Annotated in this window: 22 protein-coding genes; all 22 read left to right on the top strand. The window is 65.8% G+C overall.

Annotated features, from left to right (window positions below; translation table 11 throughout):
* Positions 1–117: 117 nt before the first annotated feature.
* Positions 118–1302 (top strand): hypothetical protein, encoded by a 1185-nt coding sequence (locus AAGI46_10645; protein ID MEM1012661.1) that lies wholly within the window; start codon positions 118–120, stop codon positions 1300–1302.
* A 138-nt stretch (positions 1303–1440) separates the two neighbouring features.
* A complete protein-coding gene (locus tag AAGI46_10650; GenBank protein ID MEM1012662.1) occupies positions 1441–2505 on the top strand; it encodes a tetratricopeptide repeat protein in 1065 nt (354 codons plus the stop codon).
* Positions 2506–2575: 70 nt separating this feature from the next.
* Positions 2576–2887, top strand: a complete 312-nt coding sequence (gene rpsJ, locus AAGI46_10655; protein ID MEM1012663.1) for a 30S ribosomal protein S10 — start codon at positions 2576–2578, stop codon at positions 2885–2887.
* A 292-nt stretch (positions 2888–3179) separates the two neighbouring features.
* The gene (gene rplC / locus AAGI46_10660; GenBank protein MEM1012664.1) at positions 3180–3851 is read left to right on the top strand and encodes a 50S ribosomal protein L3; all 672 of its coding nucleotides are present in this window, start codon (positions 3180–3182) and stop codon (positions 3849–3851) included.
* A gap of 1 nt (position 3852) precedes the next feature.
* The gene (gene rplD, locus AAGI46_10665) at positions 3853–4488 is read left to right on the top strand and encodes a 50S ribosomal protein L4 (GenBank protein MEM1012665.1); all 636 of its coding nucleotides are present in this window, start codon (positions 3853–3855) and stop codon (positions 4486–4488) included.
* Positions 4489–4514: 26 nt separating this feature from the next.
* Positions 4515–4793, top strand: coding sequence for a 50S ribosomal protein L23 (gene rplW, locus AAGI46_10670; GenBank protein ID MEM1012666.1), 279 nt, complete (start codon positions 4515–4517; stop codon positions 4791–4793).
* 21 nt (positions 4794–4814) lie between these two features.
* On the top strand, positions 4815–5684 hold the full coding sequence (gene rplB, locus AAGI46_10675) for a 50S ribosomal protein L2 (protein ID MEM1012667.1): 870 nt from the start codon (positions 4815–4817) through the stop codon (positions 5682–5684).
* 12 nt (positions 5685–5696) lie between these two features.
* Positions 5697–5966, top strand: coding sequence for a 30S ribosomal protein S19 (gene rpsS, locus AAGI46_10680; GenBank protein ID MEM1012668.1), 270 nt, complete (start codon positions 5697–5699; stop codon positions 5964–5966).
* Between the two features lie 54 nt (positions 5967–6020).
* Positions 6021–6359, top strand: a complete 339-nt coding sequence (rplV, locus tag AAGI46_10685) for a 50S ribosomal protein L22 (GenBank protein MEM1012669.1) — start codon at positions 6021–6023, stop codon at positions 6357–6359.
* A 36-nt stretch (positions 6360–6395) separates the two neighbouring features.
* The gene (gene rpsC / locus AAGI46_10690; GenBank protein MEM1012670.1) at positions 6396–7097 is read left to right on the top strand and encodes a 30S ribosomal protein S3; all 702 of its coding nucleotides are present in this window, start codon (positions 6396–6398) and stop codon (positions 7095–7097) included.
* 40 nt (positions 7098–7137) lie between these two features.
* Complete coding sequence (gene rplP, locus AAGI46_10695; GenBank protein MEM1012671.1) at positions 7138–7584, top strand: 50S ribosomal protein L16; 447 nt, start codon at positions 7138–7140, stop codon at positions 7582–7584.
* A 29-nt stretch (positions 7585–7613) separates the two neighbouring features.
* Positions 7614–7832, top strand: coding sequence for a 50S ribosomal protein L29 (gene rpmC, locus AAGI46_10700; protein MEM1012672.1), 219 nt, complete (start codon positions 7614–7616; stop codon positions 7830–7832).
* A 16-nt stretch (positions 7833–7848) separates the two neighbouring features.
* Positions 7849–8142, top strand: a complete 294-nt coding sequence (gene rpsQ, locus AAGI46_10705) for a 30S ribosomal protein S17 (GenBank protein MEM1012673.1) — start codon at positions 7849–7851, stop codon at positions 8140–8142.
* Positions 8143–8250: 108 nt separating this feature from the next.
* A complete protein-coding gene (gene rplN / locus AAGI46_10710; GenBank protein ID MEM1012674.1) occupies positions 8251–8640 on the top strand; it encodes a 50S ribosomal protein L14 in 390 nt (129 codons plus the stop codon).
* Between the two features lie 37 nt (positions 8641–8677).
* Positions 8678–8998: a 50S ribosomal protein L24 gene (rplX, locus tag AAGI46_10715; protein ID MEM1012675.1), complete on the top strand. Its 321-nt coding sequence runs from the start codon at positions 8678–8680 to the stop codon at positions 8996–8998.
* 23 nt (positions 8999–9021) lie between these two features.
* A complete protein-coding gene (gene rplE / locus AAGI46_10720; GenBank protein ID MEM1012676.1) occupies positions 9022–9663 on the top strand; it encodes a 50S ribosomal protein L5 in 642 nt (213 codons plus the stop codon).
* Positions 9664–9692: 29 nt separating this feature from the next.
* Positions 9693–9962: a 30S ribosomal protein S14 gene (gene rpsN, locus AAGI46_10725; protein ID MEM1012677.1), complete on the top strand. Its 270-nt coding sequence runs from the start codon at positions 9693–9695 to the stop codon at positions 9960–9962.
* Positions 9963–10017: 55 nt separating this feature from the next.
* Positions 10018–10428 carry a 30S ribosomal protein S8 gene (gene rpsH, locus AAGI46_10730; GenBank protein MEM1012678.1) on the top strand — a complete coding sequence of 137 codons (411 nt, stop codon included), beginning with the start codon at positions 10018–10020 and terminating at the stop codon, positions 10426–10428.
* Between the two features lie 56 nt (positions 10429–10484).
* Positions 10485–11024 (top strand): 50S ribosomal protein L6, encoded by a 540-nt coding sequence (gene rplF / locus AAGI46_10735; protein ID MEM1012679.1) that lies wholly within the window; start codon positions 10485–10487, stop codon positions 11022–11024.
* 68 nt (positions 11025–11092) lie between these two features.
* Positions 11093–11464 (top strand): 50S ribosomal protein L18, encoded by a 372-nt coding sequence (gene rplR, locus AAGI46_10740; GenBank protein MEM1012680.1) that lies wholly within the window; start codon positions 11093–11095, stop codon positions 11462–11464.
* Between the two features lie 106 nt (positions 11465–11570).
* Positions 11571–12380, top strand: coding sequence for a 30S ribosomal protein S5 (gene rpsE, locus AAGI46_10745; GenBank protein ID MEM1012681.1), 810 nt, complete (start codon positions 11571–11573; stop codon positions 12378–12380).
* Positions 12381–12512: 132 nt separating this feature from the next.
* A partial coding sequence (locus AAGI46_10750; protein ID MEM1012682.1) for a 50S ribosomal protein L15 occupies positions 12513–12674 on the top strand: 162 nt, incomplete at its 3' end.

The raw sequence follows: 12674 nt of genomic DNA on the forward strand, positions 1-12674 counted from the left end.
CCCGACGGCTTCGGTCTACATCGCGACGAGGGCGTTGATCCGGTTGGCAAACCGTCGACGGGTCGGCGCGGGGCGTGACGTGTAGCGGGAGCAGCGGTACCGTCGCGCGGCTTTCGGATGAGACTCGCCAGCACCGACAACCCGATTCGCGCGTGGGCGGGCGTCCATCTGACGGCCATGATCGTGGCGTTTCTGCCGGGGCTGATCGTCTTCGGCTGGCGTGGGGCGGCGACAGTGTTGCTCGTCGTCTTCGGGACGGCCGTCGGGTGGGTGGCCCTGCGACGCGTCGGGCCACGCGGCCAGGCGATGGAACCGGCGCACCTGCTCTGGTCGGCACTCGTCGCCGCGGCCTTGTTGCCGGCGCACCTCGCGGCCACGACGACGCTCGACGGCGACGCGTCCGCCATGTGGGCCGCACCGATCGCCACGGGGCTCACGCTCGTTCTGCTCGTCTGGTTGACTGCGGCCCGGTTCGGCATCGGCGTGCTGCCGGCACTGACGGCGGGGTTGCTCACGTGGGCCGCACTCGGTCCGGCCGCCCAGCCGTCGAGCGTGCTGCGATGGGAAACGGCGGTCACGGGCGATCTGGTGGATTCCACGCGTTCGCCCGTCGACGATCTCGCGGGCATTCGGTGGGTCTCGCGTCGCGCAGACGAGGTCGGTACTCCTGACGCCCGGCGGCTCGCGTCGGCACGGATGGTGCTCTCGGCCTACGGCAATGCCGAGCTCCACGCCGAGGGCCGGCGTGTGACCATGGCGAGCGTCGTCAGCGAACGGCTCCCTCCGCCCGAAGACGTCGTGCTGCTGGGCCATCCCGCACCGATCGGCATGGGCGGGGCGGCGGCGGTCGTGGCAGCGGGACTGGTCCTGTGCTTTCGCGGCGTGGCCGACGCACGCATCGCCATCGTCGTCGTGGCCTCGGCGTACGTGTCGCTCGCCACGATGCCGGTGGTGGCCGCGGTCGACGACTTCTCGACGGTCTGGACGCACCTGGCCGGCATCGGAGGCATGGGCGAGTTGCCGGGAGCCCGGGTCGGCTGGGCGACCGGGCTGACGTTCGTCCACTACGAGCTGCTGGCCGGGCCGATTCTGTTCGGGGCGATGCTGCTGGCGCCGTTGTCGAGTCTGCGTCCGCTGCGGAACAGCTGGCGTTTCCCCTACGCGGTTGCGATCGGCGTCGCGATGGCGGCGATGCAGCGGTACGTCGAGCCGAACGTCGCACCGCTCGCTGCTCTGGCGGGCGTCGCGCTGCTGACACCGCTGTTGGACCGATGGTCGCGGTCGACGACGCTCATTGAGTGATGTCCGCTCCAGATGTGCGTTCGGGTTTTGTTTGATATTCCGCGTTCAAGGCAATAAGGTCCGGTAATGTCGCCGGGGCCGATATTCCAGCGGCCGTTGGTCGGAGCTGGTGAAGGGTAAAGACTTCCGCTTGTAATGATGTCACGATCGCCGGCCATCGTCTGTGTCGCTCTCGCCGCTGCGGTGATGAGTGGTTGTGCGTCGTCGTCGTCACCGGAGGCGGAGGTGCAGACGAGCCGGTTCGCCGACATCGAGCTGCCGCCGGGCGGGCTCGGGCTATTCGTCGAGGCGTCGCTGGCGAGTCGTCGGGGCGAGGAGGAGCTGGCGGTCGACCTGCTGAGGCGCGCGGTGGCCGCGGATGACAATCTCATCGTTGCCTATCGGATGATGGGAGAGCTTCTGCTCGCCCGCGGCGATGCGACTGAGGCGGTCGAGGCTTTCACGGTGTTAGTTGAGCGCGATCCGAACACGGCGCGGTCATATGTGCTCCTGGGCGATAGCTTGTCGGTACTCGGCCGGTACTCGGCGGCGTTGAACCGCTACCTCACCGCGTTGCAGCTCGAACCGGACAATCTTGGCGCGAACCTGGGTGCCGGGACGTCGCTGGTCGCGCTCGATCGCGCGGATGAGGCGACGACGTACCTATCGACCGCCGTCAATCTGGACCCGCGATCGGCAGCGGCTTGGCGTCAGACGGCGATGGCGATGCTCGCTGTGGGGCAGCTGGAACAGGCGTCCCAGGCGATCGATCGCCTGCTCGAACTCACCGAGAACGACAACCCGCGTCGGCCGGAGGATCTGCTCTTGGCGGCGGATGTGGCGGGTGCTCGGTTCGACGCGCGGGTCGCGGAAGATCTGCTCGCCCAGGTCCGCCGGCTAAGGCCGAACGACGCTGAGCCGGTTCGTCGCCTCGTTCTGCTGCACCTGCGGTTGGGCGAGCGGTTCCTCGGCGACGGTCAAGACGCACAGGCTGCGGCCGCCTACGAGTCGGCAGAGGAGGCGATCGGCGAGCTGCTGTTGATCCTGCCGGAAGACGCCGAGGCCTGGTCGACGCTCGGCTCGGCCCGCCTTCGCCTGTGGGACATCGGCGGCCGGATCGACGACTCGCTCCGACAGGCGGCGATCGACGCGTGGGAGCGTTCGCTCGAGTTGGACCCCGAGCAGGCGGATGTGCGACGAGCCGTCGAGCAGTTCGGCCGTTGACTTCGAGCACCTGCCGCCTAGCGTGCCCGCCCGGCTAAATGGTGGCCGGCTAAGAGAAAGCACGCAGATCATGACCGGCGACCGCATTCGAATCCGCATGGAGGCTTACGATCATCGGGCGCTCGATGGCAGCGCTCGCGAGATCGTCGAGCAGGCCAAGCGGACCAACGCCCGCGTCTGCGGTCCGGTCCCGCTGCCGACGCGCGTTGAGCGGTACACCATTCTGCGTGGCCCTCACGTCGACAAGAAGTCGCGTGAGCAGTTCGAGATGCGGACCCACAAGCGCATCGTCGACATCACCGAGCCGACGGCCCGGACGATCGAGAGCCTCAACCGCCTCGTGGTTCCGGCCGGTGTCTTCGTGAAGATCAAGACGCACTGACGTCTCCGGCCTTGGCCGGCCACAAAATCCCGCTGCCATTTGCGACAGCGGCCCTGGCCGGCCTATGCTGGCGACCCGCCGGAATTGGCCGGCACGTCGGAACAACCCAGTCTCGCCCGAGACGCTCTCATCGCCTGTCGCGGAGGTCAGCCAAGACCTCGAAACTCCGGGAAACCCCGGGTAGAGCGACCGGCCCCAGAAGTCCGTCGCCACTTCGGCCAAACGGAACCAACGCCCCACTTGAGGGCGGGCATCAGCCCGGTGAACCCCGGCTGCTCTGACCCGCGACGCCATGTACCCCGCACTCCTCGGCAGAAAAATCGGGATGACACGCATCTACGACGACGAAGGTCGTCAAGTGCCTGTCACCGTCGTCCAAGCCGGCCCGTGTGACGTGACGCAGGTCAAGACGATCGACACGGCTGACGGCTACTTCGCCGTCCAGCTCGGCTTCGAGGACGCCAAGGCCAAGCACAGCACGTTCCCGGTCATCGGCCACGATGCCAAGGCAGGCGTGTCGCCCAAGCGGGTGCACCGCGAGGTTCGCCTGAAGGACGCCAGCGACAAGGCCGTCGGCGAGACCATCGACGTCAGCGTCTTCGAGGGCGTGACCGAGGTCGACGTCGTCGGCACCAGCAAGGGCAAGGGCACGCAGGGCGTGATGAAGCGATACAACTTCGGCGGTCAGCCCGCGACCCACGGCACCGAGCGGAAGCACCGCTCGCCCGGTTCCATCGGCGGCCGAGCCACCAACCGCGGCTTCAACGGTCGGCCCAAGAAGGGCCTGCGGATGGCAGGCCGCATGGGCAACGAGCGGGTCACGACCAAGAACCACAAGGTGGTCAAGGTCGATGCCGAAAACGGCCTCCTGCTCATCAAGGGCCCGCTGCCCGGTGCCAACGGCGGCCTGCTCGAAATCCACCAGTCCCTCGCAGAACGCTCCAAGAAGTCGGAGGCCGCCTGAGATGATCGACGTTCCCGTCTACAACACCGCCGGTGAGAAGGTCGACACCGTCCAGGTCGACGAGCAGCAGCTCGGCGGCGAGGTCCGGCCCGCCCTCATCAAGCAGGCCATCGTGATGTACCACGCCAATCAGCGGCAGGGCACACACAAGACCAAGGGCCGGGGCGAAGTCCAGGGCTCTGGCAAGAAGATGTATCGCCAGAAGGGCACCGGCAACGCCCGCATGGGCAAGAAGAACAACCCGATCCGTCGCGGCGGTGGCCATGCCAAGCAAAAGCTGCCCAAGGACTGGTCGCAGGACATGCCCAAGAAGCAGCGTCGCCTCGCCACGAAGAACGCGTTGCTCGCCAAGTTCCAGGATGGCAGCGTCAAGATCGTCGACGACATCGACCTGCCCGAGGTCAAGACCAAGCACATGGCCGGCTACTGGAAAGCCCTTGGCCTGGACCGCACGGTCCTCTTTGCCCTCCCGAACGCCGACGACCACAAGGCCAAGAACGCCGACCTTTTCCGGGCCGGCCGCAACCTCGCCGAGACGCGGTTCACGAGCGTCGCCCAGCTCAACGCCTGGGATGTGCTCCGGAACCGCGTCGTTCTTTTGACCCGCGCCGGCTTCGACCAGCTCCTGGCCGCCTGAATTTCCTGACCTCGTACGCACCCGCCATGGACGCCACGCAAGTCATTCGCCGGCCAATCGTCACCGAGAAGACGACCTGGGCTGCCGGCCGGCACAACGCCTACACGTTCGAGGTCTACCCCGACGCGAACAAGGCCCAGGTCCGCGACGCCATCGAGGAGCTCTACAAGGTCTCCGTCGCCGACGTCCGCACCATCGTCCGCAAGGGCAAGAGCCGTCGTACCCGCTACGGCATCGCCAAGAAGTCGGATAAGAAGCGGGCCATCGTCGTCCTCGCCGGCGACGATCGCATCGAGCTCTTCTAGTCACCTGCCACCACACCAGCCATGCCCATCAAGGTCTACAACCCGACGAGCCCAGGCCGGCGTAACGGCAGCGTCATCGACTACAAGGCGACGCTCACCGCCACCAAGCCGGAGAAGTCGCTCTGCGAACGCCTCACCAAGACCGGCGGCCGCAACCACCACGGCGTCATCACCGCCAAACATCGCGGCGGCGGCAACAAGCGCCTCTACCGCAAGATCGACTTCAAGCGGAACAAGAAGGACGGCATCCCCGCCGTTGTCAAGACGATCGAGTACGACCCCAACCGCACCTGCTTCATCGCACTCTTGGAGTACGAAGACGGTGACAAGGCCTATATCCTCGCCCCCGTCGGGCTCGAGGTCGGCCGAAAGGTCATGAACGGCGAAGGGGCGTCGCCGGAGCCGGGCAACTGCATGCCGATGAGCATGATCCCGACGGGTCTGACGATCCACAACATCGAGATGAACCCCGGCCAGGGCGGCAAGCTCGTCCGCTCTGCCGGCAACGCGGCCCGCCTCGCCGCCAAGGAAGGGCAGTACGTCGTCATCATCCTGCCGTCTGGCGAGCAGCGTCGCCTCCGCAGCGACTGCCGGGCGACGATCGGCCAGGTCGGCAACACCGACCACCAGAACGTCAAGATTGGCAAGGCCGGTCGCAGCCGGCACATGGGCATCCGCCCGCACACGCGCGCTAAGGCGATGAACCCGATCGACCACCCGCTGGGCGGTGGTGAGGGTCGCAGCAACGGCGGCCGGCACCCCGTCAGCCGCACCGGCGTCCCGGCCAAGGGTGGCGTCACTCGCGATCGCAAGAAGGCCAGCGAAAAGTTCATCCTGCGTCGTCGCAAGATGGGCAAGCAGCAGCCCCGCAAGGTCACCGTCAACGCTTAAGGATCTTCTCCCATGTCACGCAGCAGCAAAAAGGGTCCCTTCGTCGACGAGAAGCTCTACTTCAAGGTGGAAGCCCTCAATGAGGCCAACCAGAAGAAGCCCATCAAGACCTGGTGCCGGGCCTGCACGATCATCCCAGACTTCGTCGGCCACACCTTCGAGGTGCACAACGGCAAGGACTTCAAGAAGGTCTTCGTCCAGGAAGACATGGTCGGGAACAAGCTCGGCGAGTTCAGCCCCACCCGCAACTTCCGCGGCCACACGGCCGGCAAGAAGAAGTGACCCTTCTGACCTCCCTCCTTCAAGCTTCACGCCTTTAGCTTTCTGGACTCTCCGATGCCCACACGCTCCACCCATCGCTTCGCACGCACCGCCCCGAGGAAGGCGCGGCTGATCATGGACATGATCCGCGGCCGGGACGTGGACGACGCGCTGAGCATCCTCGAGTTCAACAAGCGTCGAGCGGGCTTCCTCGTCAGCAACGTCGTCAAGACCGCCGTCGCCAATTACAACGAGAACCCCGCCAATGCCGGCACCACCGGAGCCCTCTTCATCTCCGAGGCCCGCGCCGACGAAGGCCCGACCATCAAGCGCTTTCAGCCCAAGGACCGCGGCAAGGCGCACCCGATCATGAAGCGGACCAGCCACCTCGTCATCAGCGTCGACGAACGCTAATCGACCCGATCCTCCTCACCCAGAAGACGCAAAGACATGGGACAGAAGACACATCCGGTCGGCTTCCGCATCGGCATCACCGAGGACCATAAGTCCAAGTGGTACGCGCCCAAGAAGGCCTACGGCGAGTTCCTCGTCGAGGACTACAAGCTCCGCCAGTACATCGACAACAAGCTCAATCGCCGGCCTCCGTTTGCGGCGGTCAGCGAGGTCATCATCGAGCGGACTCGCGAAGAGGTGACCATCTCGCTCAAGACCGCCCGCCCAGGCCTCGTCATCGGGCCCAAGGGTGCGGAGGTCGACAAGCTGCGTGAGGAACTCGAAGACACGATCCACCGCAAGATCGGCCCGATCAAGGTCATCGAGATCAAGAACCCGGACCTCAACGCCCAGCTCGTCGCCGAAGGCATCGCCGAGCAGCTGAAGAAGCGTGCCAGCTTCCGCCGCGTGCTCAAGATGCGGCTCGAAGGCTGCAAGAACGCGGGTGCCAAGGGCGTCCGCATCCAGGTCGGCGGCCGACTCGGTGGGGCGGACATCGCCCGCAGCGAGAAGCAGACGACCGGCTCGGTCCCGCTCACCACGCTGCAGGCGTTCGTCGACTACGGCTACGCCGTCAGCAAGACCAAGGCCGGCACGATCGGTGTGAAGGTCTGGATCTACCGCGGCCGGTACGACAACCCGGTCGAGGACACCGACACCCGCCCGGGTGGCTTCCAGCGTCGCGGCCGTCGTGGCTGAGGCATCAATCGCATCCCTGATTCACTACTAGGAGAACGTCATGCCCTTGATGCCCAAACGTCGTCGGTACCGCAAGGAGATGAAGGGTCGCATCCGCGGCAACGCCAGCCGGGGAAACACTGTCGTCTTCGGCGAGTACGGCTTGATGGCCCTGGAGCCCGAGCGGATCACCGCCCGCCAGATCGAGGCCGGCCGAATCGCGGTCAGCCACTACCTGCGTCGCCAGGGCAAGCTCTTCCGCCGAATCTTCCCGCACACGCCGGTCTCCGGCAAGCCGCTGGAAGTTCGCATGGGTAAGGGCAAGGGCGACATCGACTACTACGCGGCCAAGGTCAAGCCTGGCACGATCATGTTCGAGATCGCGGGCGTGACCGAAGAGGTCGCCCGCTCGGCCCTGGCCCGCGTGGCCCACAAGATGCCGATCAAGACCCGCTTCGTCACCCGCGCCCAGACCAGCCACGCCGCCGAGCACACGCCGGCCGCCTGAACCCCGTTCCTCTACTTCGACCGACTGACATGGCCATCAAGCTCAAGGACTACACGGACAAGTCGACCGACGCGGTCGAGAAGGAGCTGGCCGACCTGCAGCGCAAGCTGTTCGACCTGCGTGTTCAGGGCGTGATCGAGAAGGTCGAGGACACGAGCCTTCCGAAGAAGACCCGCCGCGACATCGCCCGGCTCAAGACGCTGCTCCGCCAGCGCGAGCTCGCCGCCGACACGACCGCCACCGCCTAAGCCACTTTCTGAATCCATGGCCGACTCTGCCGCTACAGCTACCGCGCCGTCTCGCCCGGCTCTCCGCACCCGTCAGGGCGTCGTCACCCAAGACGCCGCCGACAAGACGATCCGTGTGCAGATGAACTACCAGACGATGCACCCCAAGTACGGCAAGTACCTGACGCGTCGCAGCGTCGTCCAGGCCCACGACGAGGCCAACGAGGCCAAGAAGGGCGACACCGTCCTGATCGCCGAATGCCGCCCGCTCTCCAAGACCAAGCACCACCGCCTGCTCCGCATCGTCGAGCGCGGCCCGGACAATCGATAGTGACTAGCTGTTAGCGGCTAGGGCCTAGCCCAGAGCCGGAACCAGACCGCGAACCGACTTTCTCTTCTGACTAAGCCCTAGCCGCTAACAGCTAACAGCTCCTCCGAAATGATCCAGCAAGAGTCCTATCTCGACGTCGCCGACAACAGCGGTGCGAAGCAGGTCATGTGCATCAAGGTGCTCGGCCGGAGCACCAGCCGGCGTCACGGCATGACGCGTCCCGCCGCCGCCGTCGGCGAAGAGATCATCTGCAGCGTCAAGAAGGCGCTGCCCGGCGGCGAGGTGAAAGAAGGCCAGGTCGTCCGCTGCGTCATCGTCCGCACCAGCTACCCGACCAAGCGTCGCGACGGCAGCTACGTCCGCTTTGATGAGAACGCCGCCGTGCTCATCGGCACCGACGGCAACCCGCGCGGCACCCGCATCTTCGGCGCGATCGCCCGCGAGCTGCGTGAGAAGGGCTACAGCAAGATCGTCAGCCAGGCCTCGGAGGTCTGGTAGCAACCGGTTTCACCCGCACCCCCCAAGGAACACAGACATGGCTGCCAAGATTAGAAGTGGCGACACGGTGCAAGTGATCACCGGCGACGACAAGGGCAAACGCGGCAAGGTGCTGCGTGTGCTTCGCGACACCGAAAAGGTGCTCGTCGAGGGCATGAACCAGGCGTGGAAGCACGTCAAGCCCACGCAGCAGAACCCCAAGGGCGAGCGCCGCCGCATCGACCGGCCGCTGCACGTCAGCAACGTGATGGTCGTCGATCCGGAATCGGACAAGCCGACGCGGGTCAGGTTTGAAGAGCGTGATGGCGTGAAGCACCGCGTCGCCGTCAAGAGCGGCGCCAGCCTCGGCCGCGTTTGAGATAGGGCGAAAGGAACCACCAGATGGCCAAAGGAAGCAAAGAACAACGCCCGCAGAAGGTGACTGCCCTCAAGACCGAGGAGCGGCCCAACACCGACGTTCCGCCGGTGCGTCTGCAGAAGCATTACCGCGACGCCGTCGTGCCGAAGCTCAAGGAGCAGTTCGGCTACTCGAACCTGCATGCGATTCCCAAGCTCGAGAAAATCGTCATCTCGATGGGCCTGGGCAAGGCGATGGTTGCCGGCGACAAGATCCGCATGGAACTCGCCGAGAAAGAGCTGACGCAGATCGCTGGTCAGAAGCCCGTCCGCACCAAGGCCAAGAAGTCGGTCGCCGGCTTCAAGGTTCGCGAAGGTCTGGAGACCGGCCTGATGGTCACGCTCCGCGGGGCCCGCATGTACGAGTTCTTAGATCGCCTGATCCACCTCGCGATCCCGCGCGTCAAGGACTTCCGCGGCCTGTCGCCCAAGAGCTTCGACAAGCAGGGCAACTACAACTTCGGCCTGAACGAGCAGGTCGTCTTCCCCGAGATCGACTCGGCGTCGGCGACCTACCAGCAGGGCATGAACGTCACCATCGCCACGACCGCCGCCACGCCCGACGAGGGCCGGGCGCTGCTCAACGGCTTCGACTTCCCCTTCCGCAAAGAAGACCAGGCCGCCTGATCGCGGCTGATTCCACCGAACCCTACCACATGGCCACCACCGCCTGGATCGTCAAGCAGAAGAAGCGCGACGCACTGCGTCAGAAGCACTGGGAGAAGCGTCAGCAGCTCAAGGCCGAGGGCGACTACGCCGGGCTGGCCCGCCTGCCGCGCGACTCGTCGCCCGTGCGTGGCCACAAGCGTTGCGCCCTGACCGGCCGCTCGCGTGGCTACATGGGCAAGTTCAACATCTGCCGTCACCAGTTCCGCGACCTCGCCCTCAAGGGCATGATTCCCGGCGTCCGCAAGAGCAGCTGGTAATGCCGCTCGCAGCTATCAGGTTACTCGCTTACAGCTCCTTTCGAAGACACGCACTATGAGCATGCAGGACCCCATCGCGGACATGCTGACCCGCATCCGCAACGGCAACCGAGTCGGCCGCAAGTCGGTTCTCGTCAAGGCGAGCAAGGTCTGCCGTGGCATCGCGGGCGTTCTCAAGGACGAGGGCTTCATCGAAGGCTTCGACGACGTCCCGGACGCGCCCGGCACCGGCCACCAGGGCATGATCCGCGTCCACCTCAAGTACACGCTCGGCGGCGACAAGGCGATCCAGGAGATCCGTCGCTACTCCAAGCCCGGCCGACGCGTCTATCGCGGCGTTGCCGACATGCCCCGCGTCCTGGACGGCCTGGGCATCAACGTCGTCTCCACCAGCCGCGGCGTCATGAGCGACCGCAAGTGCCGCGACGAAAACGTCGGCGGCGAGCTCTTGTGCCAGGTCGCCTGAATTCACCCACCTCGAAGCCGCCGCTTCTTGCGGCGTGAGCCTCAAAGGAAACTGCCATGTCCCGTCTCGGAAAGAAACCCGTCGCGATCGCCAAGGGTGCCAAGGTCAGCGTCGACGGCCAGACCGTCAATGTCGAAGGCCCCAAGGGCAAGCTCTCGTACACCGCCCAGCCGGCCATCGAGGTCAAGGTCGATGGCGAGGAAGTTGTCGTCGCCCGTCGCGACGAGCAGCGGCAGAGCAAGGCCTTCCACGGCCTGACGCGTGCCCTCATCGCCAACATGATCGTCGGCGTCACCGAGGGCTACAAGAAAGAGCTCGAAGTCCAGGGCGTCGGCTACTCCGCGACCCTCAAGGGCAAGAAGCTCGAGTTGGCCGTCGGTTTCGCGAACAAGATCACGCGCGACATTCCCGACGGCCTGAACGTCAGCGTCGACGGCAACACGAAGATCGAGGTCACCGGCATCGATAAGCAGCAGGTCGGCCAGTTCGCCGCCTACGTCCGGGCCGCACGCAAGCCTGAGCCGTACAAGGGCAAGGGCGTTCGCTACCTCGGCGAGCAGGTCAAGATCAAGCCCGGCAAGACCACCGGTAAGTAAGAAGCCCCAATCGTCCGCGGCCGACGCACACTCCGTCGCCACAAGCGGGCTCCCGAAAGGATCACACGATGGCAGACAAGAACAAGCTCAAGGCCAAGCGGCTCCAGCGTCGCAAGTACAGCATCCGCCACAAGATCGTCGGCACGTCTGAACGGCCGCGGCTGTCGGTCTTCCCGAGCGGCAAGCACATCTACGCCCAGGTCATCGATGACATGGCGGGCCGCACGTTGGCATCCGCCGGCACGCTCGGCAAGAGCTCGGTCGTTTCCGACGGCTCGACCTGCAACGTCGACGCCGCCAAGGCGGTCGGCAAAGCCGTCGCCGAGAAGGCCAAGGCAGCGGGCGTGACGCAGATCGCATTCGACCGCAACGGCCGCCGCTACCACGGCCGCGTCAAGGCTCTGGCCGACGCCGCCCGTGAAGAAGGTCTCCAGTTCTGAGCTGACAACGACACATCACCGCCGCGTCCGCAGCACCCTTTGCCGGCACTGACGCGGCGGCTTCCATATCCAAGACCGGCTAACCCAACGCTCCGCACCGACACCGATGCCTGACGAAACCCCTGACACTGCTCCCAAGACTGCCGAAGGCGCCGACGCGGCTGCCGACGCCCCCAAGACCGATGCGGCTCCGGCCGGTGATGCGGCTCCGGCGACGGCAACGCCCGAGTCGGTCTTGTCGACCCCGACGATCGAACCGGCCGCGAAGGTCGGCCCCGTCGTCCCCGGCGGCCCACGCACGGGTGGCCAAGGCGGACAAGGCGGCGGCCAGGGTGGTGGTGGCCGTGGTCGCGGTGGTCAGTCCGGCGGTCCGCAGCGTGGCGGCAACCGCGGCGAGCGTCGTCGCGACATCGACGACGAAGGCGTCGAGTCGAGCGTGATCCGAATCTACCGCTGCAGCAAGGTCGTCAAGGGCGGCCGAACGTTCAGCTTCGCAGCTCTGGTCGTCGCTGGTGACCGAACCGGTCGCATCGGCATCGGCTACGGCAAGGCCAACGAGGTCCCTTCGGCCGTCGAGAAGGCGTCCAAGGAAGCCCGCAAGAGCCTCTTCAAGTTCCCGATGCAGGGCACGACGATCCCGCACGTCGCCATCGGCAAGAGCGGCGCGTCGACCGTCAAGCTCATCCCGGCCCTTCCCGGCACCGGCGTCACCGCCGGCAAGACGGTTCGCCCCGTCCTCGAACTCGCCGGCCTGAGCGACGTGCTGACCAAGGCCTACGGCTCGACGAGCCCCAAGAACCTGCTCAAGGCCACGATCGACGCCCTCCGCAAGCTCCAGAGTCGCGGCGACGTCGAAAAGCGTCGCGGCGTCGACCTGGAACAGGGCGCGGGCGAGCTGCAGACCGTCGCCGCCTGAAGCCGGCAAGTAGGAAGTGTGAATGCTGAATGCGGCCAGAGCAGGCAGTTCAGCATTCAGCATTCCTACTTCAAACTTTCTCTTCCCCCGCGAGGCCAGCTCCCGGCCGCTTAGTCAAAGGAGCACAGTTCCATGAGCAATCCGAATCTTCTTCACGACATCCTCAAGGCCGCCGGCAAGCACAAGCGCAAGCAGCGTGTCGGCCGCGGTGAGGCTTCCAAAGGCAAGACCGCCGGCCTCGGCCACAAGGGTGCCGGCTCACGCGGCGGCAAGCCCAAGCGCCTCGGCTTCGAG

It is taken from the genome of Planctomycetota bacterium (genome assembly GCA_038746835.1).
Lineage (GTDB): Bacteria > Planctomycetota > Phycisphaerae > Tepidisphaerales > Tepidisphaeraceae > JBCDKH01.